We start from the raw sequence: 26338 nt of genomic DNA, 5'->3' as shown, positions 1-26338 counted from the left end.
ATGATGATTTAGGATGCGGCAGGCTGTTTTGCGATCCCGCGTCGGAGCGCGGGAACGGGATAGCTCACTTTTTCTTATAACCGAACTTTCCTGCACACCATTTTTCTTCTTAAATAGCGAAAATTGACCGATTTTAGCCCTTATCTACTACGAGTATGAACGGCTGAAAACTCGAAAAGCGGCTGAAAACAGGGGATTTTGCCCCTTGCTAAACGCCATAAAAATGCCTTTTTTCGGCAGTTGAGCCCACTTTTTGTACTGGTAAAACGGATAAATGGGGAGTACGAAAGAAAGACGGGTAAATAAGAGAAATATGCAAGGTGTTAATAAGCAACCGATTAAGTAAAAGGCGTCTCTTCTTTTTTAACCTGCGGGTGCCAGATGGTGCCAGATAAAAAGCGTTTTCCGTAACTTTTATATTTTTAATTACGACGTGTGCCTCTTTTATAGCATACGTCATGTAGTATTTATTTAAAAGTTTACGAAAATGCATTTTATCTGGCACCATCTGGCACCCGTTTCTGATTCCCGTCTGAAAAAAAACCGCTCCCGTCCGAAAAAAAAACGGGACCTGTAACATTCCCTTCGTGTTCGGGGAGAAAAAATAAGAATTGCTGTTTTATAAAGAAAGACTTTCTATCTCTTCCAGCCAAAGCCTCGATACCGCGTCGCTCGGCATACGCCAGTCTCCGCGCGGTGACAGGCTGACGGAACCTACTTTCGGGCCATCGGGCAAGCAACTGCGTTTGAACTGTTGCTGGAAGAAGCGGCGGAAGAAGGTGTATAGCCATTTCTTGATGGTCGCATTGTCATAAGCGCCGGCAAAGGCTTTCTGTGCCAGGAAATAAATCTTGGACGGATGTGAGCCGAAGCGGAGGAAATGATAGAGGAAGAAGTCGTGCAATTCGTATGGGCCGACCAGGTCTTCTGTCTTTTGTTTGATATTGCCGTTTTCATCTGCCGGGATCAGTTCAGGACTGATAGGCGTATCGACGATGTCCAGCAGAGTGAGGCGAGAAGCCTCGTCCACGCGGTTGTTGGCAACCCATTCGACCAGATATTTGACCAGCGTTTTGGGAATGCTGCCGTTTACGCCGTACATCGACATATGGTCACCGTTGTAGGTAGCCCAGCCGAGTGCCAGTTCGGAAAGGTCGCCGGTTCCGATGACAAGGCCGTTTTCCTGGTTGGCAACGTCCATGAGGATTTGGGTCCGTTCGCGCGCCTGGCTGTTTTCGTATGTCACGTCGTGGACAGACGGATCGTGATTGATATCCTTGAAATGTTGCAGGCAGGCTTCCTTGATCGAGATCTCTTTCAGGGTTACGCCGAGGGAGCGGATCAGGTTGACGGCATTGTTGTAGGTACGTCCGGTTGTGCCGAAGCCGGGCATGGTGATACCGATGATCTGTTCGCGCGGCATTTTCAGCGCATCGAATGTCATGACGGTGACAAGCAGTGCCAGTGTTGAGTCCAGGCCGCCGGAGATGCCGACGACGGCTGTTTGTGCGTGCGCATGAAGGATACGTTTGGCCAGTCCGGCTACCTGTATCTGGAAAATCTCTTCGCAACGTTCTTTCAGGGCATCACCGGAAGGTGTGAACGGATGCGGATCGACCGGGCGGGTCAGTTCGAATCCGCCAGGAACCCGAACCTCGAAATCAATGGTCTGTGTCTCCTTTTTCAGCAGGCCGGCGGCTCCACGCATAAAGCTGTTATTCACCATCCGGTCGTTTTGCAGCGTCTCGATGTCGATCTCGCTGACAACAAGCTGTTCCTCCATTGTGAAGCGGGGCGATTTGGCAAGCAGGTTGCCGTTCTCCGCAATGATACCGTTTCCGGCAAAGACCAGGTCGGTACTCGACTCGCCGAAGCCGGAAGAGGCATAGACATATCCGGCTATGCACCGGGCGGATTGCTGGCAGATCAGCGAACTGAGGTAGTTATGCTTGCCGATCAGCTCGTTGCTTGCCGATATATTAAAGATGATATTGGCCCCTTTCATGGCCAGCAGTGAGCTGGGAGGAACGGGCACCCAGAGGTCTTCGCATATCTCGATGCCGACTGATATATGCCCTGAATTGAACAACAGATAGTTGTCGAGCGGATATTCCTGTCCGCAGATATTGATCGTCGGCTTTTGCAGTTCGAGGGCGGATGTGAACCAACGCTGTTCCTGGAACTCTTTGTAGTTGGACAGATGTGTTTTAGGAACGACGCCCAATATTCTGCCTCCCTGGAAAGCGACGGCCGTGTTGAAAAGCCTGTTTTCCGTCCGGAGCGGAATGCCGACGAAGGTCAGGATGTCCAGGTCTGCCGTATCGTTGACCAGTTTGAGCAAAGCCTTTTCAGCATTGTCCAGCAGTGTTTGCTGGGCAAAGAGGTCGAGGCAGGTATAAGCGGTGACAGCCAGCTCCGGGAAAGCCATTATCTGTACGCCTTTTTCCGATGCCTGACGCATCAGTCTTTCTATCTTTTCTATATTATAAAAACAATCCGCAACCTGTACATGTGGCACAGCGGCGGCAACTTTTACAAATCCGTAGTTCATATTCGTTTCTATTTATCTTATAGCGTGTTTGAGTTTATCAGGGTCCTGGCGGCAATCCCATAGTAGGACAATATGTATTTGATAATTGTCTTCTATGGTATAGATGAGTTTGTAATATCCTTCAATCAAGGAACGGTATTGCTTTGCTCTATTAGCAAAAGCAGATTCTACAAATCCGATATAAGGATTGTTTCGGATGCGTATGCTGTCTTTCTCCAGTTTGTTTATAAACTTGAGAGCGATTCTTTTGCCGAATTGCTTCAAACAATAGGAAATGGCTAAATCAGCTTGTCTTTGTGCACGCGGTGCCCAGATTACTTCAAATTTCGTCTCCATTCTTCAAAGAATTGATGCATTTCTGTTTCCTTGATGCCTTTTCCTTCGCTTAATTCTTTTTCTGCCATATCTATTTCGGTATTTGCTTCCTCAATACTGAAAGCAATAGGAGAGAGAGAGACTGCCTTTTTGCTTAATATACGTTTTGTATACTTTTCCAGCTTACCCATCACTTCCAAGCTATCGATCTCATCCAGATAATCGCGGATAAAGTTCTGTTTCCATTGTTGTAGTTCCATTGCTGTCATAGTAGGACTCCTTTCTTGTATATGATGCTCCAAAGGTATGCATTTTGACTGGTATAAAAAAGAAGAGGAGCGATACTTCACAGCATACTCCCCTTGCAAACACAAAACAATCAACAAAAAACTACTGTCTGAATAATAAAAAGAGGGGCGGAGATATGGTACCGCCCCTTATAGACTTATCTGATAAATAATAGCTCTCTGTATTTCGGCAATGTCCAGATCTGGTCGTCGACAACCAGTTCCAGCTTGTCGATATGGTAGCGGATGGCTTCCAGCATCGGAACGATATTGTCGTGATAGGCGATCGCCTTTTCGCGTTCGTTCTCGATCTTGTTGGCAACCTTGCGGGCTTCGATCATCTCGTCTACCTTCTCTTTGATAAAGTTGGTCCGGTGGGCGATGTCTTCGATGATCTCCAGGTTACGGGAAGAGAGAACGGCGGCCTTGTCGGCAGGGAAAAGGTCTTTCATCTTGTAAACATTGTCGATCAGGGAAGTCTGGTAGGTCGTAGCGGTCGGGATGATATGGTTCATCGCGATATCGCCCAGGACACGCGCTTCGATCTGAATCTTCTTCGTATAGGTCTCCCACTTTACTTCGTTGCGGGCTTCCAGCTCCTTGCGGGTCATGACGCCTGTCGATTCGAACATCTTGATGCTGCTTTCCTTCAGGTAGTTGTCGAAGATAACCGGCACGCTTGTCTCGCAATCCAGGCCGCGACGGGCAGCTTCGGCTTTCCATTCGTCGCTGTAACCGTTGCCGTCGAAATGGATGGCTTTGCAAGTCTTGATATCTTTGCGGATCACTTCGAGGATGGCGGCGAATGTCTCTTTGCCGTCGGCGATCTTAGCGTCCACTTCAGCCTTGAAGATCTTCAACTGTTCGGCTACGGCAGCGTTCAGGACAAGCATAGCGGATGCACAGTTGGCTTCCGAACCTACGGCGCGGAACTCGAAACGGTTTCCGGTGAAGGCGAAGGGAGAGGTACGGTTACGGTCCGTATTGTCGATGAACAATTCGGGGATGCGGGCTACATCCAGCTTCAGGCCTTGTTTGCCTGCCAGCATCAGGTTCTCCGGTTCGCTCTTCTCGAGATGTTCCAGTACTTCGGATATCTGTGCACCGAGGAAGCTGGAGATAATTGCAGGAGGCGCCTCGTTCGCTCCCAGACGGTGGGCGTTGGTCGCACTCGAGATGCTGGCTTTCAGCAATCCGTTGTGGCGGTAAACAGCCATGAGGACATTCACGATAAAAGTGATGAAACGGAGGTTGTCTTCCGGCGTCTTGCCCGGTGCCATCAGCAGGATGCCGGTGTCGGTACCCAACGACCAGTTGTTGTGCTTACCCGAACCGTTCACACCCTTGAAAGGTTTTTCATGCAGCAGGACACGGAAACCATGTTTGCGGCTTATCTTGCGCATCAGAGCCATGACCAGCAGGTTATGGTCGTTTGCTAAGTTACATTCCTCATAGATGGGAGCCAACTCGAACTGGTTTGGCGCCACCTCGTTGTGACGTGTCTTCAATGGAATACCTAACTTGAGAGCTTCTATTTCCAGGTCCTTCATGAACTCCATGACGCGGGTCGGGATCGCACCGAAGTAGTGGTCTTCCAACTGCTGGTTCTTCGAACTCTCGTGTCCCATCAGTGTACGGCCTGTCAGCAACAGGTCGGGGCGGGCGGCGTACAGGCCTTCGTCGACAAGGAAGTACTCCTGTTCCCAACCTAAGTAGGAATATACTTTCTTTACATCCGGATTGAAGTAGTGGCAGACTTCCGTGGCTGCTTTATTAACCGCTTCGAGTGATTTCAGCAAAGGCACTTTATAGTCCAGCGACTCGCCGGTATAGGCGATAAAGATAGTCGGAATACAAAGCGTGTCGCCTACGATGAACGCAGGAGAAGAAGGGTCCCAGGCCGAGTAGCCGCGTGCTTCGAACGTGTTACGGATACCGCCGTTCGGGAAGCTGGATGCGTCCGGTTCCTGCTGCACCAACAGCTTGCCGGAAAACTCTTCGACCATACCGCCTTTGCCGTCGTGTTCAACGAAAGCATCGTGCTTTTCGGCTGTGCCCTCGGTCAGCGGGTGGAACCAGTGGGTATAGTGGGTAGCACCCATTTCGATCGCCCACTTCTTCATGCCGGCTGCTACGGCGTCGGCCGTTTCGCGGTCCAGCGGGGCACCGTTGTCGATACAGTCCGTGATCCGTTCGTATGCTTTCTCGGGAAGATATTTGAACATCTTCGCGCGGTTGAATACGTTCTGCCCGAAATAGTCGGACGGACGTTCGGCTGGCGCCGATACTTCTGCAGCCCGTTTCTTGAAGGCTGACTCTACAACTCTGAATCTTAACTTTGACATAATACTTGATTTTATAGTAATTGTTTATTCATTATTTATCCGGTGGTAAGGGGTGGCAAAAGTCCCTCATTCCCGCGCTTGACGCGGGATCGCATTAGAACCGGCAGTAATAAACAACTGATTGATAAGGCCTGCTCTTTTGCGGCCCCGCGTCAAGCGCGGGGACAAGGGGGGGGACCTCCCCGTTACCCTTTGCTGCTATAATAATATGATGTTGTTCCGTTTGCATTCCTCGATCTGTTCCTCCGGCCAGATGGAAGCCTGTACTTCGCCGATATGGGCTTTGCGGAGGAAGAACATACAGAGGCGACTTTGTCCGATACCTCCACCGATGGAGAGCGGCAGGCGGTCTTCGAGCAACGCTTTGTGGAACTCCAGCTCCTTGCGTTCGGGACAGCCGCAGATGTCGAGCTGGCGTACCAGCGCATCCTTGTCTACACGGATTCCCATCGACGAAAGCTCGAAGGCGCATTGCAGCACGTCGTTCCAGAGGATGATATCCCCGTTCAGGCCGTTGAAGCCGTCGGAGTTGACGCTGCTCCAGTCGTCATAGTCCGGGGCGCGTCCGTCGTGCTTCTCACCGTTGGCCAGTTTGCCGCCGATACCGATGATGAAGATTGCGCCGAACTTCTCGGCTGCCTTCGTCTCGCGTTCGCGCGGGCTGATGCCGGGATACATGCTGAGCAGCTCCTCGGCGTGGATGAAGGTGATGTCGTCGGGCAGGGTAGGCGTGATGTGAGGATAATAGTCATAGACCATCACCTCGATTTCTTTCAGTAGGGAGTAGATGCTGCGCACCGTTTTCTTCAGGTAATCCAGATTGCGGTCTACCGGGCGTATGGTCCGTTCCCAGTCCCATTGGTCTACATAGAGGGAATGAAGGTTGTCCAGGTCTTCGTCGCCTCGGATGGCATTCATGTCGGTATACAGCCCGTAGCCTGCCGGGATGCGGTAGGAGGCGAGCTTCATCCGTTTCCATTTGGCGAGCGAGTGGACCACTTCGGCCATGCGGTCGCCCATGCAGTGGATCGGGAACCGGACGGGACGTTCGACGCCGTTCAGGTCGTCATTGATACCGGTGCCCGAGAGGACGAACAGGGGAGCCGTCACGCGACGCAGGTTTAGCGCCTTCGTCAGCTTCTCCTGGAAGGTTGTTTTCAACATACGTATAGCCTGTTCCGTTGTCTCAGGCGTCAGCGTTTGCTTGTAATCTTTAGGAATGATAAGTGACATAATCTTTATAGTTTTAAATGTTGATTGTAATCTTATTATAAAATGTCGTTTTGCTTTTGTGTTTTAGAGAGAGGATGTTTTGACACATCCTCCCCACATCCATATCAGCTGTTGTAAGCCGTTTCACCATGTTCGTAAATATCCAAACCTTCTTCTTCGACACGTGCCGGAACGCGGAGTCCGTGTACCATATCAAGCCCTTTGAACACCACATAGCCCATTCCGGCAGCCCAGCAGCCTACAACGACGGCACCGAACAGCTGTGCCCCCAGGAAGTTCGCACTGCCACTGTAGAAGAGCCCTTCTTCGGTAGCTAAAAAGCCGGTTAATATGGTTCCGAGGCATCCGCAGACACCGTGTACGGAGGATGCGCCGACAGGGTCGTCGATCTTCAGCACATGGTCGATAAAGTCGACAGCGAATATCATCACCGTCCCGCAGATCGCTCCGATAATGGCAGCTCCCATCGGCGACACCAGGTCGCAACCGGCCGTGATGCCTACCAGACCCGCCAGTACGCCGTTGAGCGTCAGTGAAAGGGACGGCTTCTTATATTTGAACCAGGCCACCAGCAACGAGAATATACCTCCCGCACAGGCTGCCAGGTTGGTCGTCAGGAAGACGTGGGAGATAGCCGTACGGTTACCTTCGCCCGACGCTGCCAACTGTGAGCCAGGGTTGAAACCAAACCAGCCGAACCAGAGGATGAAGACACCCAGACTGGCAAGCGCCAGGTTATGTCCCGGTATGGCACGCGATTTCTTGTCTTTATCATATTTCCCGATACGCGGGCCGAGGATGGCCGCACCCACCAGGGCGATCCAGCCGCCTACGGAGTGTACGATGGTCGAGCCGGCAAAGTCGTGGAACGTCGTACCGAATGTATTCATCATAAACGAGCCTTCTTCGCCGTTCATCAACCAGCCGCCGCCCCAGGTCCAATGCCCGCTGACGGGGTAAATAATCACGCTGATCAGGATCGTGTAGGCCAGGTACATGGAGAACTTCGTCCGCTCGGCCATGGCGCCCGAAACGATTGTCGAAGCTGTCGCGCAGAACACCGTCTGGAACACCAGGAACCCTGCGACGGGAAGCTCCGTATCATAGAAGCTGAAGTTGAACAGGTGGGGCATCCCGATGAATCCTCCTGTCCCGAACATGAAGCCGAAACCTACGGCCCAGAAGAGCAGTGAACCCATCATAAAGTCGAGCAGGTTCTTCATCATGATATTAGCCGTATTCTTCGTACGGGTGAAACCGGCCTCCACAAGGGCGAATCCCGGCTGCATGAAAAACACTAACATGGCTGCAAGCAGCATCCACACGGTATCGAGCGATAGGGCTAAATCTGTAATCGTATATGTTGTATCCATTGTAAATAATAGTTTAATTGATTAATATGCCAATGTGCCAATGGAGATAGAGTTTGTTGCCGTTAATTGGCACATTTAGCGAAGCGCCACATTGTCCTATTGGCACATTATTATTTATTTCTCCTGTTCGGCATTATAGAGCGCGATGTCGCCCCGTTCGCCGGTACGGATGCGGATGGAATCTTCCACCGGGATGACGAAGATGCGTCCGTCGCCGATCTCGCCCGTCTGGGCTGCCTTGATAATGGCTTGTATCGTTTTCTCGACATTCTTGTCACGCACTACGATCGAGATGAGTATGCGTTCGATGTAGCTCGTGTCATAGACGACGCCACGATAGATACGCCCCTGGCGAGCTTTGCCGACGCCTCTCACGTCGTAGTATGAGAACCATTCTATATCTGCTTCGAGAAGCGCTTCTTTCACTTCTTCAAACTTGGTCTTGCGAATTATTGCTTCAATCTTTTTCATAACCTAATGTTTTATTAGAGAAAAGGAGTATAGAAAGCCTGCCTTTGTAGCAAGGAATGGTTTGCGGTATAACATTCTATAAAATCAATAAACAGGCGGGGCTTTCTATAAGCTCCTTCTCTTTTTGTGATAACCAATATGTCTGTTTTTGTTTCCTTACAGGGATATCCCGAATACCAGGAATACGTTGTCATGTTCCGGGGCTGCAATCACCTGTGTGAATACCGGTAGCGAGAATGATTCTGACAGCTTGATCTCCTTGCTTGCTTTAAGAGAGATACTGTTCAGACCGAAACCGTCGCTATACTGGCTTTTGTAGGGCGAGATACCGACAGCGGGTTGGAAACTGATGCCCCAGACATTGACGTCGTACGCTGCTTCGAAGTACGAAGAGTAGTAACGGTCGCCATTCTCGGGGTTCTTGTCGCCGCCTGCGAACATCGTGCTCCAGGTCAGGCTCAAGGGGAATTTCTCGCCGAAGTTGTATCCGATTGTCCCTTCAAAATAGTGGTCCGTGCTGTAACGTCCGTAGCGGGCGCCTTCGCCTGACCACCAGTAGTCGGTGACTGCTATACTGAATCCTCCGATTCCGTATCCTAATGTGAGGTCGAATTCCTTTGCTTTCGTCTCATCCGAAGATGAGGAGAAATCCGTGGAGCCCCACGCCGTGAGAGATAACCCCGCATACGACATGCTGAGGCTGGGCTGGATGGCGGGTCCTGTCTGATACATTCCCCTCCATACATAGCTGCTGACGAGGTCGGCAGCCGGCGCAATTTCAAACTTCTTCTCTTCCTGTGCAAAGACTGAGAAAGACATAAGTAGAGCCGTAGCGGACAAAACTGTCCGCTTGAAAGTAATTGTTTTCATCATGTTCTTCCTGTGTGATAACCGTTAAACACTTTGCCTCTGCTTCCTTGCTATCAGGATATGTCAGGGGGAGGTTTGCGCGGTTTCCCCCTCTTGCATCGACAGTTAATTTAGAGCAACCACTTCTTCAGCCTGGCCATGGCCTCCAACGTGTCGTCTCTGTCTCCGAAAGCGGTGAGGCGGAGATAACCCTCACCACTGGGCCCGAACCCCACACCGGGGGTCCCTACTATATACGTTTCATAAAGTAGCTTGTCAAAGAACTTCCAGGATGTCAGGCCGGCTGGTGTCTTCAGCCAGATGTAGGGGGCATTCTCGCCGCCATACACCCTGAGGCCGCAGCTCTGGAGGCTTTCTCTCATAATCCGGGCGTTGGTCATATAGTAATCGATTGTCTTCTTCACCTGCTCTTTCCCTTCCGGGGTGTAGATGGCTTCCGCACCGCGCTGGGTGATGTAGCTCGTGCCGTTGAACTTCGTGCACTGCCGGCGGTTCCACATCCGGTTCAACGGAACCCGTTCGCCTGCCAGCGTGAAGGCGTTCAACTCTTTCGGTACGACCGTGTAACCGCAACGGACACCGGTGAAGCCGGCCGTCTTCGAGAAACTGCGAAATTCGATCGCTACCTTCTTGGCCCCTTTGATCTCGTAGATCGAGTGGGGGATATCAGGGTCCTGTATGTAGGCTTCGTAAGCCGAGTCGTACATAATCAGGCAATCGTTGGCAAGTGCATAGTTGACCCATTTCTTCAACTCCTCTTTCGAGAGCGTCGTCCCCGTCGGGTTGTTCGGGTAACAGAGGTAGATGATGTCTACGCGGCGGCTGGGCAGTTCCGGGATGAAGTTATTGGCTTCCGTGCAGGGGATGTACACCACGTCGCTCCATTTTCCGTCTTCCAGCACGCCGGTCCGTCCGCTCATCACGTTCGAGTCGATGTAGGCCGGGTAGACCGGGTCTGTCACTCCGATGCTGTTGTCGTGGCGAAGCATGTCGCCTATGTTTCCGCAGTCGCTTTTGGCGCCGTCGCTGACGAACACTTCGCTGGGTTCGAGGAAGACGCCGCGGCTGGCGTAATCGTTCTTGATGATGGCATCTATCAGAAACGGATACCCCTGTTCAGGTCCGTATCCATGAAATGTATCCTTGCCCGCCATATCTTCGACTGCCTTGTGCATCGCTTCGATAACGGCAGGGGCTAATGGTTGTGTCACATCGCCGATACCCATGCGGATGATCTTTTCTTTCGGATGTGTCACTTTGAAACTGTTTACCTTCTTTGCAATGTCAGAGAACAGGTAGTTGTTTTGCAGTTTCAGGAAATGTTCATTAATCAGTGCCATACTTCAATCTGTTGTTTTATGTTGTTGTTCTGAGGGACAGGGCCTACCTGTACCCTTTTTGTGTTTATATTTCCAGTTCGCCCTCGAAGACCTTTACCGCTCCGCCGGTCATGTAGACCTTGCCGGAGCCTTCGTCCCACCGGATGGTAAGAGGGCCTCCATCCATGACGACTTTTGTTGTTCGTTCGGTCCGTCCGTGCAGCATGCAGGCTACGGCTGTGGCGCATGCCCCGGTTCCGCAAGCCTGTGTGATTCCGGAACCCCGTTCCCAGACCCTCATCCTCACTTCGTCCGGACTTAGTATCTGAACAAATTCAACGTTGGTACGGTTCGGGAATAACGGATGATTTTCCAGCAGCGGTCCGACTGCCGGAAGATCTATTTGGGTGATATCGTCTACAAAGATGACAAGATGCGGGTTACCCATCGAAACGACCGTTCCGGTGTAGAATGTGCCCCCAGCCTCTATTTCGAGAGCTGTTTCCCCTATGACGGGAGAGCCCATATCGACGGTGACTTCGGTCACTTCTTCGTGTGAACCGTCTGCTGTCTTTTTGGTGGTCAGTTGCAGTTCCTTGATGCCGGATAAAGTCTCTAAGGTGACGGTTTTCTTATCCGTCAGCCCCTTTTCATAGACATATTTGCCGATGCAACGGGAGGCATTTCCACACATCAGGGCTTCCGAACCGTCTGCATTAAAGATGCGCATACTGAAGTCTGCAACTTCCGATGCTCCAATCAGAACTAATCCATCCGAACCGATCCCGGTGTGCGGAGCGCTCCATTTGATGGAGAGTTCTTCCGGGTTCTCAATCGGGAAAGCCATTGAGTTTACGTATATGTAGTCGTTTCCGGCTCCGTGCATCTTGGTGAACTTGATTAATTCTGTCATTTTACCGCTTTTCTTTTGTTTATTGTATCTTTTTGTTTTGTTACTATGCAAATATACGACGTTTTGATATATTATATCTATAAAGTATGTCCGGATGTATAAAAAATATGTTACAGGTGACAGATTGATCTTTGATAGATATGTTTTGGTTATAATTCGTAATGATAATACCTGGTTTGTGTTAGAAATTGTAAGTTTGTCCTTCTTAAAAAGGTGTCCCAGGCCGGGACGACCGCTTTCAAGATGTAAAGTAGTCGTCCCAACCTGGGACAGTCGCTTTTGAGGTTTGAAGTTGCCGTCCCAACTTGGGAAGGTCGCTTTTAAGGTGTAAAGTGCTCGTCCCGGCTTGGGACGGTCGCTTTTAAGGTGTAAAGCTGCCGTCCCGGTTTGGGACGGTCGCTTTTAGGGTGTAAAGTCGTCGGCGCGGCTTGCGCCAGTCGCTTTTAAGGTGTAAAGTAGTCGGCGCGGCTTGCGCCGGTCACTTTCGAGGTGTAAAGTTGTTGGCGCAGCTTGCGCCGGGCATTTTTACTTCTGGAATATCTCCGGATATTTATTGATGAAGTAGACCGGCGTACAACTCCATGCATGGCAATAGCTGTTGATGACAAAGAAGCCGTAGGGCGAAAGGTAGTCGTTGTTCGGGTCATATACTTCCCAGAAAGTATCGGCGCCGCGTTTGACCATGCTTCCCCAATAGTCGGTAATCAGGTTGCGGGCCTCCTGCGGCATACCGCATTGCAGGAGCGCTTCTATTACATAATGATAGGCGTAGGGGCAGCCGGGATAGCAGGCGTCCGGCATCGACATGACATTTGCCATCGCTTTGGCTCCCTCTTTCTTGCTCAGGGTGTTCGACAGGATCATCCACACTTGCGACAGGTAGGACACTTGCCGGTCTTTACCGCTGACCATCACGCCGAGCGTCTTGTCGTAGAAGTGCCGACGGGCAGCTTTTTGCATTTTACCGGCTATTGTTAACCATTCGCCGGCTTCTTTCTCTTTCCCTAATCGTTTTGCCAACTCATAGCTGTGTTGCAGGGCAAAGATCGTTAATCCTTGCATGGATGCCTGGCGGTCATAGCCGTCTTTCCAGTCGAACACCAGCCAGTACTGCGGCTTCTTGTCCATGTCATAAATCCAATCCGGTGAAAACTGGCGGAGCGCCAATTCGATCTGGCGGACAGCGACGGGCCAGAGGTCTGCGGCCGTTTCCGTATCTCCCGTCTCTTTCAGGTATTCCAGAAGGGCAACATTATATATAAGGCAATAATCCAGCGTATGAGTGCCGTATTGCGGATGGGGCTGCGGTTTCTCCAACAGCGTTGCGTGCAGCAAACCTTCGTCGTTGGCAAAGGCGGCAAGTAGATACAGGCAATGCTTCGTCAGTTCGTGGTTCTTGAATGTATAGGCATTGGCCAACGCTTCCAGGTAGAGGTCGCCGATCCAGAGGCGGCGGTCGCGCTTCGGCCCGTCCTCATAAACGGTCTGCATACATTCTTTCAAGGTGTTCAATCCTACTTTATAAATATCCTGTATGATCGGTTCTGTAGTGGAGGCTAAAGCGGGCGCCTCGTTGGTGACTGATGTTTGTGTTTTGAATGTCAACTTGTCGAATACGAAGTCGAAGCTGCCGGATATGCCTAACAGTTCGATTTTTAGATACCGGCCTGACAGGCGGCGTGGGATCGTCATTTCGTGAGGCACACTCGTGATCGTTACGATTTCATCCTGTACCCAGGAGCGCGCCAGTCCGCCTTTGTAGGGTTCGAGCGGGGTATTCAATTCTCCCGGTACTTCGGCAAGCGTGAACTTCAGCCGGACAGGAGCATCGGCGGCAACCAGTCCGAAAGGCTTGATGGAGAAAGTCAGAAATCCGGTGTAATGGTTCCCGAAGTCCAGTGTGATGCTCGGATGTTTCTTGAAGGGTTCGTTGAACAGGATGTCCGTACTTCCGGCATCTTCCATCCGCCAGCCCTGGAAGGCTTTTGCATCTTGCACGGAACGGACGGTTTTCACGGGCGAGATCGTTTGGTAGCTCAACTCCGGCCTGCAGGCTTCTGCTTTCCGGAGCCATTCTTTACTGTTGCTGAAGTACGCACTTTGCGCCAGGCTGGTCGATCCCAGCGTGAGGAGGGCAAGCCCTGCGATTAAAAAAAATCTCTTCATTTTTGTATGGTCTAAATATATTAGTATGCGATTTCTATTCCATGTGCATGAAATGCATCAAATGTAGTAAAAAACGGTTATTTTTGCTTCAGATAAATTGCAAAATCATGAAATACGAAAGCAACAATTTTCAGTTTGAGGCAGAGATGCCTTGGGAACCGGCCGGCGAAGGCGTCACCCGGCAAATTATGGCGCATAACGACGATCTGATGATGGTCAAAGTGAAATTTGAAACAGGAGCAGTCGGCACGCCGCATACACATCCGCATTCACAGGCCACTTATGTGGCGAGCGGTGTCTTTGAGTTTACAACGGATGGCGAGACAAAGACCGTCCGTCCCGGCGACGGTGTATATATGAAGCCCGGCATCTTGCATGGCTGCAAATGCCTGGAAGCCGGCGTGGTGATCGATACGTTTAGTCCGGTGAGGGAAGATTTTCTTTGATATAAAAAAGAATGGACAACTTTTAGCCGTCCATTCTCTTTTTAATAAATCAATACGCTGCCTCGTGTACCCCCTTTATCGCGCGGCCGCTGGGTTCGTTTTTATTTTGGAAGGCGGCGTCCCAGGCGAGGGCTTCGGCGGTGGAGCAGGCGACGCTCGGTACGCTCGGCACGCTGCGGGCGGCGCTTTCGCTGGGGAAATGCTCTTCGAAGATCGTGCGGTAGTAATATTCCTCCTTGTTCTGCGGTGGGTTGATGGGGAAACGTTTGGCGGCGTTTGCCATTTCTTCGTCGCTGACGGCTTCGGAGGTGATCTTTTTCAGCGTGTCGATCCAGTTGTAGCCGACGCCGTCGGAGAACTGTTCCTTCTGTCGCCAGGCGATTTCCGGGGGAAGCATATCGGCGAAGGCTTCACGAAGGATCTTCTTCTCGATCACGCTGCCCGGACACATCTTGGCATCGGGGTTCAGGCGCATGGCGACATCTAAGAACTCCTTGTCCAGGAAAGGAACACGGCCTTCCACTCCCCATGCACACAAGCTCTTGTTCGCCCGTAGACAATCGTACATATAGAGTTTGCTTAGCTTGCGGACGGTTTCTTCGTGGAAGGTCTTGGCATCCGGAGCCTTGTGGAAGTAGAGGTAACCGCCGAAGACTTCGTCGGCCCCTTCACCGCTCAACACCATTTTGATACCCATCGATTTGATGACACGCGAGATCAGGTACATCGGCGTAGAGGCGCGGACGGTCGTCACGTCGTAGGTTTCGATATAGTAGATCACGTCGCGGATCGCGTCGAGGCCTTCCTCGATCGTGTAGTTTATCTCGTGATGGACAGTGCCGATATAATCAGCCACTTTCTTGGCTGCCACCAGATCAGGCGCTCCCTTGAGACCGATAGCGAAGGAGTGCAGTTGAGGCCACCACGCATCTGCTTTCCCTCCGGTCTCGATGCGCTTGGCTGCATATTTTTTTGCTATAGCTGAGGTAATGGACGAATCCAACCCGCCGGAAAGGAGGACGCCGTAGGGGACATCACTCATCAGCTGTCGCTGTACGGCGGCTTCGAGGGCGTCGTGCAACTCCTGTACGCTGGCGGGATTGTCCTTGACGTTGTCATACTCTAACCAGTCGCGGACATACCAGCGGGTGAAGTCTTTGTCACGGCTGTAGAAGTAATGTCCCGGAGGAAACTGGTCGTATGTCGTGGCGAATCCTTCGAGCCCTTTCAGTTCGGAGGAGACAAGCAGATGCCCTTCATCGTCGTGGCCGATATATAAGGGGATGACGCCGATCGGGTCGCGGGCGATCAGGTAGCAGTCGTTCTCTTCGTCGTAGAGGGCGAAGCCGAAGATGCCGCTCAGCATTTCCATGCACTTCACACCGTACTTGCGGTAGAGGGCGAGGATCACTTCACAGTCGCTTCCCGTCTGGAACTCATATTCGTCTTTCAGTTGTTCGCGGAGTTCGCGATGATTGTATATTTCCCCGTTTACGGTCAGGATCAGTTTGCCGTCTTTGCTTTTCAGCGGCTGTCCGCCGGATGCGGGATCGACGATCGACAGGCGTTCGTGGGCAAGGATTGCGGTCCGGCCCTGATAGATACCGCTCCAGTCGGGACCGCGATGACGGATGCGTTTACTCATTTTCAGGGCTTGCTGGCGGAGCTGGTCGGCGCCGCTGCGGATATTGAAGATTGCTGTAATGCCACACATGGTAGTTGAAAGTTGAAAGTTGAAAATTGAAAATTAATTATCTCTTAAATAGTTGTCGATTGCTTTTGCGGCTTGACGGCCGGAGGCCATGGCGCGGACGACGAGGCTGGCACCGCTGACGGCATCGCCACAGGCGAAGATGTTCGTGCCGGCAACCTGATTGGTAGTAGGGGCGACTGCGATGTTCTTGCGACCATCGACGGCGAGGGAAAGTTCCTTTATGAGCCCTTCCTGTTCGGGATGGACGAAGCCCATGGCGAGGAAGACCTGGTCAGCCTCGATTACCTCCGTACGGCCGGTCTTGCGCATTTCCGGGCGACCGCCGTCCTTGGCTGGTAGCCATTCCACTTCTTCCACCTCTACGCCTTTCAGGATGTTCTTGTCGCCGATGAAGCGGACGGAGGCGAGGTTCCAACGGCGCGTGCAACCCTCTTCATGGCTGCTGCTCGTCTTCAGCACCTGCGGATACATGGGCCAGGGCGTCTCCGGATTGTGTCCGACGGGCGGTTGGGGCATGATCTCGATCTGCGTCACGCTGGTCGCACCGTGGCGGTTGGCTGTCCCGACACAGTCGCTACCCGTATCACCGCCTCCGATCACGAGGACTTTCTTGCCTTTGCAATTGATGACGCTCTTCGGTGGGATCGCGATGCCTTCCAACAGACGGTTCTGCTGCGCCAGCAGTTCGAGAGCAAAATGAACGCCTTTCAGATTACGCCCTTCGATCGGCAGGTCGCGGGGCACTTCGGCTCCGATGGCGACGCAGACGGCGTCGAACGTCGCGGCTATCTCTTTGGCCGACACTTCACTGCCGACCAGCGTATTGACTTTGAAGACGACCCCTTCCTGTTCCATCAGGCGGATGCGGCGGTCGATGATGTTCTTCCCTAACTTGAAGTTCGGAATACCGAAGCGGAGCAGGCCGCCCGGCAACTCGTATTTCTCGAAGACCGTCACTTCATAGCCGCGGCGATTCAATTGGTTAGCTGCCGCCAGTCCGGCAGGGCCGCTGCCGATCACGGCCACCCGCTTGCCGTTGCGGACGGGTTGCACGGGCCGGATGAATCCTTCGCGGAAAGCTACCTCCACGATAGCGGCTTCGTTCTCGCGGATCGTGACAGGTTCGTCGCACGAGAGTTTCAGCACGCAGCTTTTCTCGCAAAGGGCGGGGCAGATGCGTCCGGTAAACTCGGGAAAGTCGCACGTCTGTTCGAGTACGCGGTAGGCGTCGCGCCATTTTCCCCTGTACAGCAGGTCTTGCCACTCCGGCTGCTTGTTGCCTAACGGGCAGGCCCAGTGGCAGAAAGGTACGCCGCAATCCATGCAGCGCGAAGCCTGTGTGCGGCGGTCGCTGCTGTTCAGCGTTTGTTCTACTTCGCTATAATCGTCGATGCGTTCGTGAACGGGACGATAGCCGGCTTCTTGCCGGTGTATGGTGAGGAATGCTTTTGGATTTCCCATTGTTGTTGTCTTTGTTTAATGAATTATCTTATCTATATTTATCTGGGGGTGTGTCAAAACTGTCCTGTTCCCGCGCTTTACGCGGGATCGCATTAAAACCGACCGTATAAACAACTGATTGATGAGGCCTGTTCTTCTGCGGCCCCGCGTCAAGCGCGGGGACAAGGGGCTTTTGACACATTCTTCCCCTCTTCATTGCATGTCAATAATCGCGCTGCATCTCTTCGATCTTCTGTTGCAGCTTCTTCATCTGTTCCTCCTGCAATACTTTCTTGTATTCGATCGGGACTACCTGAATGAATTCATCGACATATTTATCCCAGTTATCCAGCATCTTGCCTGCCAGGTGGCTGCCTGTGAAGTGGTAATGCTTGCGGATCAGTTCGTGCAGCTCCTTGCGTGTGGTGCTGTCTTCGATCAGCGAGAGTTCGACCATCTCCATGTTACAGTAATAGTCGAAGTCGCCCTTACGATTCCAGACGTAGGCCACACCGCCACTCATACCGGCGGCAAAGTTACGTCCCGTTTCGCCGAGGACGACCACGCGGCCGCCCGTCATATATTCGCAACAGTGGTCGCCGACTCCTTCGACGACAGCGATCGCGCCGGAGTTACGCACGCAGAAGCGTTCGCCCACGCATCCGTTGATATAGACTTCGCCGCTCGTAGCCCCGTACATCCCGGTGTTTCCGGCGATCGTATTGTTCTCGGCTATGAAAGTCGAACGGACCGGAGGCATCACACTGATACGTCCCCCGCTCAGGCCTTTGCCCAGGTAGTCGTTCGCTTCCCCTTCGAGGCGGAAGTTGACACCGTGCGCAAGGAAGGCGCCGAAACTCTGTCCGGCTGATCCTTTGAACTTAATGTTGAGCGTATGTTCCGGAAGTCCGGCGTTTCCATAGCGTTTGGCTATTTCGCCGGAGAGCATGGCGCCTACCGAGCGGTCGGTGTTGGCGATGGCATAATCCAGGGAGATCTCGTGTTGATGCTCGATGGCTGGCATGGCGTGCCGGATGATGTCGCGGTCCTTCACGTTATCGATCAGGTGTACCTGCGCCGTCGTGTGGCGGATCGCGTTCGCGGCGGCCTGCTGCGGCATGTAGAGCAGTTTCGAGAAGTCGAGCAGTGCATATTTACCGGACGCATAGCTGCCCCGTTCCCGCGCTTGACGCGGGATCGCATTAGAACTAACCTGATAACGGTCCTCCTTCTGCGGCCCCGCGTCGAGCGCGGGGACAAGGGGTTTGCGTTCAAGCAAGTCCGTTCGTCCAATGATGTCGTCGAGCTTCGTGAAGCCCATTTCGGCCAGGTATTCCCGGACCTCTTCGGCGAGGAAGGTGAAGAAGTTCACGAGGTATTCATAGCGGCCGTGGAAACGTTTGCGCAGTTCCTCGTTTTGCGTAGCGACACCTACCGGGCAGGTATTCATGTGGCATTTGCGCATCATGACACAACCCAGTACGATCAGGGCGGAGGTGGCGAAGCCGTATTCTTCGGCTCCGAGCATGGCCATGAGGACGATGTCGCGGCCCGTCTTCAACTGTCCGTCGGTTTGCAGGCGGACCTGTCCGCGGAGGTTGTTGATCACTAACGTCTGCTGTGTCTCGCTCAGTCCCAGTTCGGGCGGCAGTCCGGCATAGCGGATCGAACTCATAGGCGATGCCCCCGTTCCGCCTTCCGCACCGGAGATGATGATGCGGTCTGCCTTTGCCTTCGCCACACCGGCGGCAATCGTGCCGACACCGCTCTCGGATACTAACTTGACGCTTATCTCGGCATGCGGGTTGACATTCTTCAGGTCGAAGATGAGTTGTGCCAGGTCCTCGATCGAATAGATATCGTGATGGGGAGGAGGCGAGATTAGGGAGATGCCCGGAATGGAGTGGCGTGTCTTTGCGATCACGTCGTTCACCTTGAAGCCCGGCAGCTGTCCGCCTTCACCCGGCTTGGCACCCTGGGCGACTTTGATCTGTATTTCGTCGGCATTCACCAGGTATTCGGCTGTCACGCCGAAACGTCCCGAAGCCACCTGCTTGATGGCGGAGCGGAGCGAGAGGCCGTCTTCGCGGGGGGCGAAGCGGGCGGCGTCTTCACCACCTTCCCCGGTGTTACTGCGGCCGTGTATCTTATTCATCGCCATTGCCATCGTCTCGTGCGCCTCCTTACTGATAGAGCCGAAGCTCATGGCGCCTGTGACGAAACGCTTCATGATTTCGCCGGCCGGTTCCACCTGGTCGAGAGGGATGGACTTACCGCGGCGGAAAGTCAGGAAGTCACGGAGGAAGATCGGGGCATCCTTGTCGTCAATCAGGTGTGTGTATTCTTTAAATTTCTTGTAGCTGCCCAAGCGGGTAGAGAGTTGCAGGGCGGAGATCGTTTCCGGGTTCCAGGCGTGCTTCTCGCCGTCTTTGCGGTAGCTGTAGATGCCTTTGTGTTCGAGTATTGTGTCTACCGTGTCGCCGAAGGCCTGATGGTGCAGGGCGATCGCGTCGGCGGCGATTTCCTGCAGGCGGATACCGCCTACGCTGCTGGCCGTCCCGCCGAAGTAGGTGTTCACCAACTCGTTAGAGAGGCCGATCGCTTCGAACAGTTTGGCTCCGCGATAGCTGCGGATCGTGCTGATACCCATTTTGCTGATCACTTTGAACAGGCCTTTGCAGAGCGCTTTGATATAGTTCTTGCGGGCCATTTCATAGTTGAGCTGTATCTCCTGCCGGTCGACCATGTCTTTCAGGATGGCGAACGACATATAAGGGTTGATCGCACTTGCCCCGTAGCCTAACAGCAGGGCGGCGTGCATCACCTCGCGCATCTCGCCGGTCTCTACGACAAGAGCCGTCTGGACGCGCTTCTGGACGGAGATCAGGTGGTGGTGTACGGCGCTGACGGCCAAGAGCGAGGGAATGGGCGCATGTGTCGCATCCACATTCTTGTCGCTCAGGATGATGTAGTTTACGCCGTCGATGACCGACTGTTCGGCCTGCTTACAGAGTTGGTCCAGGGCGGCTTTCAACCCTTCACTGCCCTGCGCTGTTTCGAACAGCATCGGGAGCTTGACGGACTTGAAGCCTTTATAGCGGATATTGCAAAGGATATCCAGTTGTGTGTTTGTCAGTATCGGATGGGGGAGGCAGACCATTTTGCAATGGGCCTCGTCCGGAGTCAGGATATTGCTTCCTACGGCGCCGATATACTCCGTCAGGCTCATCACCAACTCTTCGCGGAGCGGATCGATCGGCGGGTTCGTCACCTGTGCGAACTGCTGGCGGAAGTAGTTGAAGAGGAGCTGCGGACGGTCGGAGAGGACAGCTAACGGCGTGTCGTTACCCATCGAGCCGACCGGTTCGGCGCTGCCGGTACACATCGGGGTGATGATCCGCTCGATGTCCTCGCGGCTGTAGCCGAACGTGCGTAGCATCCTGTCGTATTCCGGAACCGTATGCGGCACGCGGCGGCCGGACTTCAGTTCATCCAGTTCCACGCGGTTGTTTGCTAACCAGACGCGGTAAGGCTGTGCGTCGGCAAGTTGCTTTTTCAGTTCGCCGTCATAATAGATCTTGCCCTCTTCGGTGTCGACCAGCAGGATCTTACCCGGTTGCAGGCGTCCTTTCTCCTGTATCTCTCCCGGTTCGAAGTCCATGACACCCACTTCGGATGCCACGACCATCATGCCGTTCTTGGTAATCAGGTAGCGTGCGGGGCGCAGGCCGTTACGGTCGAGCATTCCTCCGGCATACCGTCCGTCACTGAAGAGCAGAGCGGCGGGACCGTCCCAGGGTTCCATCAGGATCGAATGGTATTCGTAGAAGGCTTTCAGGTCTTCCGATATCGGGTTCTTCTCGTTGAAGCTCTCCGGAACCAGCATCGCCATCGCATGTGGCAGGCTCATACCGGAAGCCACGAAAAATTCCAGCACATTGTCCAATGAGGCACTGTCGCTCATGCCCGGCTGGATGATCGGGCGTATCTCGTCGATATTCGGGATGCGGGGGGAAGAAAGAACGCTTTCCCGCGCTTCCATCCAACCTCTGTTCCCGCGTATCGTGTTGATCTCCCCATTGTGTGCCAACAACCGGAACGGCTGTGCGAGGCTCCACGTCGGGAATGTATTCGTGCTGAAGCGGGAGTGTACCAGTGCCAGTCCGCTTGTCAGGTAATGATTGGTCAGGTCCGGGAAGTAGTGACGCAGTTGCATCGACTCCAGCATACCTTTATATATTATGCTTTTTGTGGAGAGTGATGCCACATAGAAATCCTTCTTACCGGGGATGTCGGAATCCGCCACCCGTTTCTCGATCCGTTTGCGGATGATGTAGAGTTTAAGTTCCAATGCCTCCTGGTCGTCGCATCCGGTGATGAACACCTGTTTGATGTCCGGTTCCGTCTCCTGTGCATCTTTTCCCAGGATGTCCGTGTTGACGGGAACTTTGCGGAGGTGCATCAAGGTAAGTCCTTCCTTCTCGATCTCCTCGATCATGATACTCAGGATCGAAGACCGCTGTGCTTCGTCTTTCGGAAAGAAGACCAGTCCTGTTCCGTACTTGCCCTTTTCGGGTACGGGAATACCTTGTAATAAGATAAATTCGTGAGGGATTTGCAGCAGAATACCTGCACCGTCACCGGTCTTGTTATCTGCACCCTCTGCACCGCGGTGCCGCATGTTTTCTAATACCTTAAGGGCAGACTCGATAATGTCATGCGATTTACCACCGTGGATATTAACGACCAGCCCTACACCGCAAGCGTCATGTTCGTTGGCAGGGTCGTATAATCCTTGCTTGTTGTTCAAATGGCTTCTTTCTTTCATCATTTGTTGACCTTATGTTTGTGTAATACTTGTTTTGTCTGTCAAAATGTTTGACAAAGATAGAATATGTGTTTCAAAATGTAATACATGTAAGTAAGTTTTAAGAAAGTCTTTTTGGATTGGAAAGCTGTCTGCTTTCTGATTGAAAGTAAACTTTGTGTTTAGGTGATAAATTGTAACAGTATTCTTGCTGTTTTCTTTAAAAGTGAAAGATGTGTTAGGCTGTTTATTCTGTTTTTCGTATATTTGGGGAAACTAATCAATCTATCAGCATTATGGATATACATATATTTCTCAGCAACTTCCGTGAGGCATTCGGCGAAAAAGTCGATATGCCGATTGTTTTCTGGTATTCGGAGCAACCTGTAAACCCGGTTGACAAGATCGGTGGATGCCTCTTTAAATGTATGAAAGATGTCAGGAGCGGACAGACGGTCAGCTTAAGCCTGGAAACGATCGGCTGTGGCGGAGGTAAGTTTTATACCGGCTTCACGGATATGCCGGACCGGATACCCGGCTTTGTCTCTTTGAAGGAAAAATATAAACAGACACCGGAAATGGTTTCCGGGTTCATTGAAGAATTACAGGTCCCTAAGGCAAAGGTGGAATATCTGAATTTTGCCCGGTTGGATAAGGTGGATAGCTTCGATAACCTGGAAGGCATTTTGTTTTTAGCAACACCCGATATGCTTTCCGGCTTAGCGACCTGGCCTTTTTCGATAATAACGCGCAGGATGCCGTCACTTCCTTGTTCGGTTCCGGTTGCTGTGCTGTCGTCACACAAGCGGTTATTGAAAATGTAAGAGGAGGCAGGCGTACCTTTATCGGCTTCTTCGATCCCTCCGTACGTCCCTATTTTGAACCGGATATTCTCAGTTTTATGATACCGATGTCCCGGTTCCGGGAAATGTATGATACGATGAGGAGCAGTTGCCTGTTCGATACGCATGCCTGGAAAAAAATAAAAGAAAGAATGGAGTCTACACCTGTAACACCAGAATAAAACGGCATCCTTTTTTATATTCGGCATCTATGGAAAGCGTACCATTCATCTTGCCGGCAATCAAAGAGCAGAGTGGCAGTCCTAATCCGTCACCGTCAGCCAGGTCTTTGATTTCAGAGAAAGGCTTGAAGAGGCTTTCCTGTTTTTCGGCAGGGATGCCCGGGCCGTTATCGGTGACGATGAACTGGCAGATATGCGCTCCTTTTTTCTTGAATTCGAGCTTGATTTTACCGGATGTCGTGTAGATCGCCGCGTTTTTCAGGAGATGAAGCAGGATACGTTCCAACTGTTCGGCATTGGTTTTTATTTCGATCTGAGGAACATCCGTTACGACTTCTACTTCAGGGCGTATATCTTCTTTTACCTTTTCCATCACCTTCTTGCAGAAAGTGCTGACACTGAAAGATTGTACCTCGTATGTTTCCAGCATCGAGTTTTCAAGGGCAGAAAGCTCCTGTATATGGACCCCGAACTGTTTCAGGGCGTCGATACGGGCCTGTATGGCTTTTGCCTGCCCGGAGTCGGCTGGCTGTAATCCGGCTACGGATTCGTCCATTTTATTTAGCGTCGGTGCCATCTGGGCCGAGATGCTTTGGATAAATCCGGTCTGCTGTTCGCTGTGCTCGGTGATCGTATGGATAATCTTTTTGAGTTTCCTGTTGAGGATGACGAAACGTAAAACCAGGAATGCCAGGAATGCCAGTGCCGCAATCAGAATGGCAGCAAGCGTGCAAAGTCCGGCAATTATATATTGTTTACTGGCTAACTTGCCGTCTTTTTCCTGTATGGTTTGCTGGCTGCTGTCGTATTTCTGTTGCAAGGCGCCCAATTCGTCTTCGGCAGTAAGCGCTTTTACCGAGTCGGTCCATACCATGTATTTTTCGTATGTCTGCTCCATCAGCGGGATGTTGTTGCTTTTGCGTGCAATCGAGATCAGGTTTTTATAGCATTCGCTGACTTTACCGTATTCCTTCTTCTCCCGGTACTGGCTGATGAGTTTATTGAATGCGGCGTCCCCCTCGGCGTTCTGCCCGAAGGTATAATAATAGTCCGCTTTTGTGTACAACAGGTTTTCGGACAGCCCGGGGCTGCCGGATTCACTGGCCAGGTTGTCCAACGTGTTTAACTGGAGTTGTGCTTGCGCCGCATTTCTCAGCTTGATATACATTTGCAGGCGTTCTTTTGTGATCAGGAAGCGCAGGTCATAAAGCTTTTTTTGTCCGGCCTGCTCTTCGTTTGCCACTATCTGGCTCATCTGCCGACAAAGGTCGAATGCTTCCTGATAGTAGTTTTCCCTGTAATAGAGGGAGGCGGCTTGTGTCCCGCATTCGACTGCTTGTGTGTACTTGCCTTCATTTGCCAACCCTTTATAGGCTTGGATAAAAAGATAGCGGGCTTTCGTGTAGTCCTTCTTTTCCAGACTACTTTGTGCTTGTTGCATCCATTCTTCCGCTTTGTTTTGTGCCTGAGGGGTAGCACAAAAACTGATCATGAGGGTGATAATAATGTATGAAATTCTCATAAGTGAAATTTTAACGTTAGGCAAATATATACATTCTTTGATTATAAAGGTATGAAAAGCAAATGATTTTTGAAATATAAAAGCAAAGCCCCGCAGCGTATTTACTGCGGGGCTCGATGTGTTTTGTTCAGAAGTTCAGGATTTATTTTTCTTTCAAGGCTTTTTTGAAGAACCCGTCTATTTTGTCGAAAGGTATCACATCGAGGTTGTCATACAGATCGACGTGATTAGCTCCGGGGATAATCAGAAGCTCTTTATTGTCGCCCGTCAATCGTTTGTAGGCATCTTCGCTGAAATAGCGAGAATGGGCTTCGGCTCCGTGTATCATCAGGACAGCGCTGCGTATTTCACCGATATAGGAGAGGAGCGGCATATTGATGAACGCTAAGGAACTGATATTGCTGATTCCTTTGTTGGAGTTGGGCGAACGACGATGATAGCCTCTTGCAGTTTTATAATAGTCGTGGTATTGACGGACAAAGAGCGGGACATCTTCGGGAACAGGATCGACCACACCGCCGTTGAGCTCGTAACTGTCGTTGCGATAATCTTCGGTGCGCTGGGCATTGAGCTGTTCGCGCAGCTTGTATCGGTCGTCTGCACTCATGGCATCGAAATATCCGTTGGCATTCACGCGGCTCATGTCGTACATGGTGGATGTTACCGTAGCCTTGATACGCGGGTCGTTGGCCGCAGCATTGAGAGCGAATCCTCCCCATCCGCAGATACCAAGGATGCCGATATGCTGTGGATCTACATCATTGCGGGTAATCAGGTAATCGACCGCTGCACTGAAATCTTCCGTGCTGATTTCGGGCGAGGTCAGGTAGCGGGGTGTACCGCCGCTCTCTCCATAGAACGAAGGATCGAATGCAAGGGTCAGAAAACCACGCTCGGCAAGGGTTTGGGCGTAGCGGCCCGACACCTGCTCTTTTACAGCTCCGTAAGGGCCGCTTACCGCAATGGCAGCCAAACGGCCTTGTCTGTTTTTCGGTTTATACAGGTCTGCGGCAAGCGTGATGCCGTAGCGGTTGTGAAACGTAATTTTCGAATGTTCCACTTTGTCACTCTGCGGGAATGTCTTGTCCCATTCCTGCGTTAATTCCAATGTATCCATATCTGTTGATTTTATGTTATGTACCGTAATTATTCCCGACGCCATGACATTCGTAAACGTCAGGAACATCAGAATAGCGATTGCTTGTATCTTCCTCATGTCGTTTATTCTTTAATTAATGATGTGAACAAAGGTAGTGCAGCTCAACTGTTCCGGCGTTAGACAAATTACGGATTGAACTACCAATTTTACAGATTTTCAACGCACGACGGTGTTGATTTTGTATTCATAATACGATAGATAAATTCTCAAGATATACAATAACCTCCTTTTGAGGCCGTTTTTCTATTTCATCCGAAATCTTGATCGATTTTGGATTGACTCTTTTCACGGTTTTAACCCTTCCGGTTGACACTCTATAAAAAGAGGTGCCGAGCTCATTCCAAAAAGCGTACAATTTGATTGCCGGAAACCGGAAAGACCGC

At 51.8% G+C, this 26338-nt stretch carries 17 protein-coding genes and 1 pseudogene; 2 read left to right on the top strand and 16 right to left on the bottom strand.

Translation table 11 applies throughout. The features are described 5' to 3' along the window. Positions 1-619: 619 nt before the first annotated feature. The 11 genes from DWU89_RS11600 to DWU89_RS11545 form a co-directional block, all read right to left on the bottom strand. The gene (locus DWU89_RS11600; RefSeq protein WP_115499810.1) at positions 620-2551 is read right to left on the bottom strand and encodes an NAD(+) synthase; all 1932 of its coding nucleotides are present in this window, start codon (positions 2549-2551) and stop codon (positions 620-622) included. A gap of 12 nt (positions 2552-2563) precedes the next feature. Further along, complete coding sequence (locus DWU89_RS11595) at positions 2564-2887, bottom strand: type II toxin-antitoxin system RelE/ParE family toxin (protein ID WP_115499809.1); 324 nt, start codon at positions 2885-2887, stop codon at positions 2564-2566. Then, on the bottom strand, positions 2866-3135 hold the full coding sequence (locus DWU89_RS11590; RefSeq protein ID WP_167451670.1) for a hypothetical protein: 270 nt from the start codon (positions 3133-3135) through the stop codon (positions 2866-2868). The genes DWU89_RS11595 and DWU89_RS11590 overlap by 22 nt, the downstream gene beginning before the upstream one ends. Positions 3136-3311: 176 nt before the next feature. Further along, complete coding sequence (locus tag DWU89_RS11580; RefSeq protein WP_115499808.1) at positions 3312-5498, bottom strand: glutamine synthetase III family protein; 2187 nt, start codon at positions 5496-5498, stop codon at positions 3312-3314. A 198-nt stretch (positions 5499-5696) separates the two neighbouring features. Continuing rightward, positions 5697-6731: an aspartate--ammonia ligase gene (gene asnA / locus DWU89_RS11575; protein ID WP_115499807.1), complete on the bottom strand. Its 1035-nt coding sequence runs from the start codon at positions 6729-6731 to the stop codon at positions 5697-5699. Positions 6732-6835: 104 nt separating this feature from the next. After that, positions 6836-8104: an ammonium transporter gene (locus DWU89_RS11570; protein ID WP_115499806.1), complete on the bottom strand. Its 1269-nt coding sequence runs from the start codon at positions 8102-8104 to the stop codon at positions 6836-6838. A gap of 114 nt (positions 8105-8218) precedes the next feature. Continuing rightward, complete coding sequence (locus tag DWU89_RS11565) at positions 8219-8575, bottom strand: P-II family nitrogen regulator (protein WP_115499805.1); 357 nt, start codon at positions 8573-8575, stop codon at positions 8219-8221. Between the two features lie 156 nt (positions 8576-8731). Continuing rightward, positions 8732-9448, bottom strand: coding sequence for a TorF family putative porin (locus DWU89_RS11560; RefSeq protein ID WP_244205896.1), 717 nt, complete (start codon positions 9446-9448; stop codon positions 8732-8734). A 107-nt stretch (positions 9449-9555) separates the two neighbouring features. Next, positions 9556-10785, bottom strand: a complete 1230-nt coding sequence (locus DWU89_RS11555; protein ID WP_115499804.1) for an LL-diaminopimelate aminotransferase — start codon at positions 10783-10785, stop codon at positions 9556-9558. 64 nt (positions 10786-10849) lie between these two features. Then, positions 10850-11677, bottom strand: coding sequence for a diaminopimelate epimerase (gene dapF, locus DWU89_RS11550; RefSeq protein WP_115499803.1), 828 nt, complete (start codon positions 11675-11677; stop codon positions 10850-10852). 525 nt (positions 11678-12202) lie between these two features. Continuing rightward, positions 12203-13843 carry an alpha-L-rhamnosidase-related protein gene (locus DWU89_RS11545; protein WP_115499802.1) on the bottom strand — a complete coding sequence of 547 codons (1641 nt, stop codon included), beginning with the start codon at positions 13841-13843 and terminating at the stop codon, positions 12203-12205. 107 nt (positions 13844-13950) lie between these two features. Here DWU89_RS11545 and DWU89_RS11540 point away from each other — a divergent pair, with 107 nt between their 5' ends. Beyond that, the gene (locus tag DWU89_RS11540; RefSeq protein WP_115499801.1) at positions 13951-14289 is read left to right on the top strand and encodes a cupin domain-containing protein; all 339 of its coding nucleotides are present in this window, start codon (positions 13951-13953) and stop codon (positions 14287-14289) included. A 49-nt stretch (positions 14290-14338) separates the two neighbouring features. On the opposite strand, the gene asnB is transcribed toward DWU89_RS11540, so the two are convergent. The 3 genes from asnB to gltB all read right to left on the bottom strand — a co-directional run bounded on the left by asnB (position 14339) and on the right by gltB (position 22274). After that, the gene (gene asnB / locus DWU89_RS11535; RefSeq protein ID WP_115499800.1) at positions 14339-16003 is read right to left on the bottom strand and encodes an asparagine synthase B; all 1665 of its coding nucleotides are present in this window, start codon (positions 16001-16003) and stop codon (positions 14339-14341) included. Between the two features lie 33 nt (positions 16004-16036). Further along, the gene (locus tag DWU89_RS11530; RefSeq protein WP_115499799.1) at positions 16037-17464 is read right to left on the bottom strand and encodes a glutamate synthase subunit beta; all 1428 of its coding nucleotides are present in this window, start codon (positions 17462-17464) and stop codon (positions 16037-16039) included. A 202-nt stretch (positions 17465-17666) separates the two neighbouring features. Continuing rightward, the gene (gene gltB / locus DWU89_RS11525; protein ID WP_187574934.1) at positions 17667-22274 is read right to left on the bottom strand and encodes a glutamate synthase large subunit; all 4608 of its coding nucleotides are present in this window, start codon (positions 22272-22274) and stop codon (positions 17667-17669) included. Between the two features lie 272 nt (positions 22275-22546). Here gltB and DWU89_RS11520 point away from each other — a divergent pair. Beyond that, positions 22547-23274 (top strand): annotated as a pseudogene (locus DWU89_RS11520) (DUF169 domain-containing protein). Here DWU89_RS11520 and DWU89_RS11515 read toward each other — a convergent pair. Together DWU89_RS11515 and DWU89_RS11510 are read right to left on the bottom strand one after the other, a co-directional pair. Beyond that, the gene (locus DWU89_RS11515; RefSeq protein WP_115499798.1) at positions 23252-24796 is read right to left on the bottom strand and encodes a sensor histidine kinase; all 1545 of its coding nucleotides are present in this window, start codon (positions 24794-24796) and stop codon (positions 23252-23254) included. The pseudogene DWU89_RS11520 and the gene DWU89_RS11515 overlap by 23 nt on opposite strands. Before the next feature lie 142 nt (positions 24797-24938). Continuing rightward, positions 24939-25958, bottom strand: coding sequence for an alpha/beta hydrolase (locus DWU89_RS11510; RefSeq protein ID WP_244205897.1), 1020 nt, complete (start codon positions 25956-25958; stop codon positions 24939-24941). Positions 25959-26338: the final 380 nt, after the last annotated feature.

Origin of the sequence: Parabacteroides acidifaciens, from assembly GCF_003363715.1 — a bacterium.
GTDB lineage: Bacteria > Bacteroidota > Bacteroidia > Bacteroidales > Tannerellaceae > Parabacteroides > Parabacteroides acidifaciens.
Note: the sequence above shows the minus strand (reverse complement) of the source record. Positions and strands in the feature narration are given on the sequence as shown.

Excerpts from the sequence above, each read along its gene's own strand:
- DWU89_RS11600 (WP_115499810.1), bottom strand. The coding sequence starts at position 2,551 with ATGAACTACGGATTTGTAAAAGTTGCCGCCGCTGTGCCACATGTACAG.
- dapF (WP_115499803.1), bottom strand. The coding sequence starts at position 11,677 with ATGACAGAATTAATCAAGTTCACCAAGATGCACGGAGCCGGAAACGAC.
- DWU89_RS11540 (WP_115499801.1), top strand. The coding sequence starts at position 13,951 with ATGAAATACGAAAGCAACAATTTTCAGTTTGAGGCAGAGATGCCTTGG.
- DWU89_RS11570 (WP_115499806.1), bottom strand. The coding sequence starts at position 8,104 with ATGGATACAACATATACGATTACAGATTTAGCCCTATCGCTCGATACC.
- DWU89_RS11515 (WP_115499798.1), bottom strand. The coding sequence starts at position 24,796 with ATGAGAATTTCATACATTATTATCACCCTCATGATCAGTTTTTGTGCT.
- DWU89_RS11545 (WP_115499802.1), bottom strand. The coding sequence starts at position 13,843 with ATGAAGAGATTTTTTTTAATCGCAGGGCTTGCCCTCCTCACGCTGGGA.
- DWU89_RS11595 (WP_115499809.1), bottom strand. The coding sequence starts at position 2,887 with ATGGAGACGAAATTTGAAGTAATCTGGGCACCGCGTGCACAAAGACAA.
- DWU89_RS11590 (WP_167451670.1), bottom strand. The coding sequence starts at position 3,135 with ATGACAGCAATGGAACTACAACAATGGAAACAGAACTTTATCCGCGAT.
- DWU89_RS11510 (WP_244205897.1), bottom strand. The coding sequence starts at position 25,958 with ATGGCGTCGGGAATAATTACGGTACATAACATAAAATCAACAGATATG.
- DWU89_RS11565 (WP_115499805.1), bottom strand. The coding sequence starts at position 8,575 with ATGAAAAAGATTGAAGCAATAATTCGCAAGACCAAGTTTGAAGAAGTG.
- asnA (WP_115499807.1), bottom strand. The coding sequence starts at position 6,731 with ATGTCACTTATCATTCCTAAAGATTACAAGCAAACGCTGACGCCTGAG.
- asnB (WP_115499800.1), bottom strand. The coding sequence starts at position 16,003 with ATGTGTGGCATTACAGCAATCTTCAATATCCGCAGCGGCGCCGACCAG.
- DWU89_RS11555 (WP_115499804.1), bottom strand. The coding sequence starts at position 10,785 with ATGGCACTGATTAATGAACATTTCCTGAAACTGCAAAACAACTACCTG.
- DWU89_RS11560 (WP_244205896.1), bottom strand. The coding sequence starts at position 9,448 with ATGATGAAAACAATTACTTTCAAGCGGACAGTTTTGTCCGCTACGGCT.
- gltB (WP_187574934.1), bottom strand. The coding sequence starts at position 22,274 with ATGATGAAAGAAAGAAGCCATTTGAACAACAAGCAAGGATTATACGAC.
- DWU89_RS11580 (WP_115499808.1), bottom strand. The coding sequence starts at position 5,498 with ATGTCAAAGTTAAGATTCAGAGTTGTAGAGTCAGCCTTCAAGAAACGG.
- DWU89_RS11530 (WP_115499799.1), bottom strand. The coding sequence starts at position 17,464 with ATGGGAAATCCAAAAGCATTCCTCACCATACACCGGCAAGAAGCCGGC.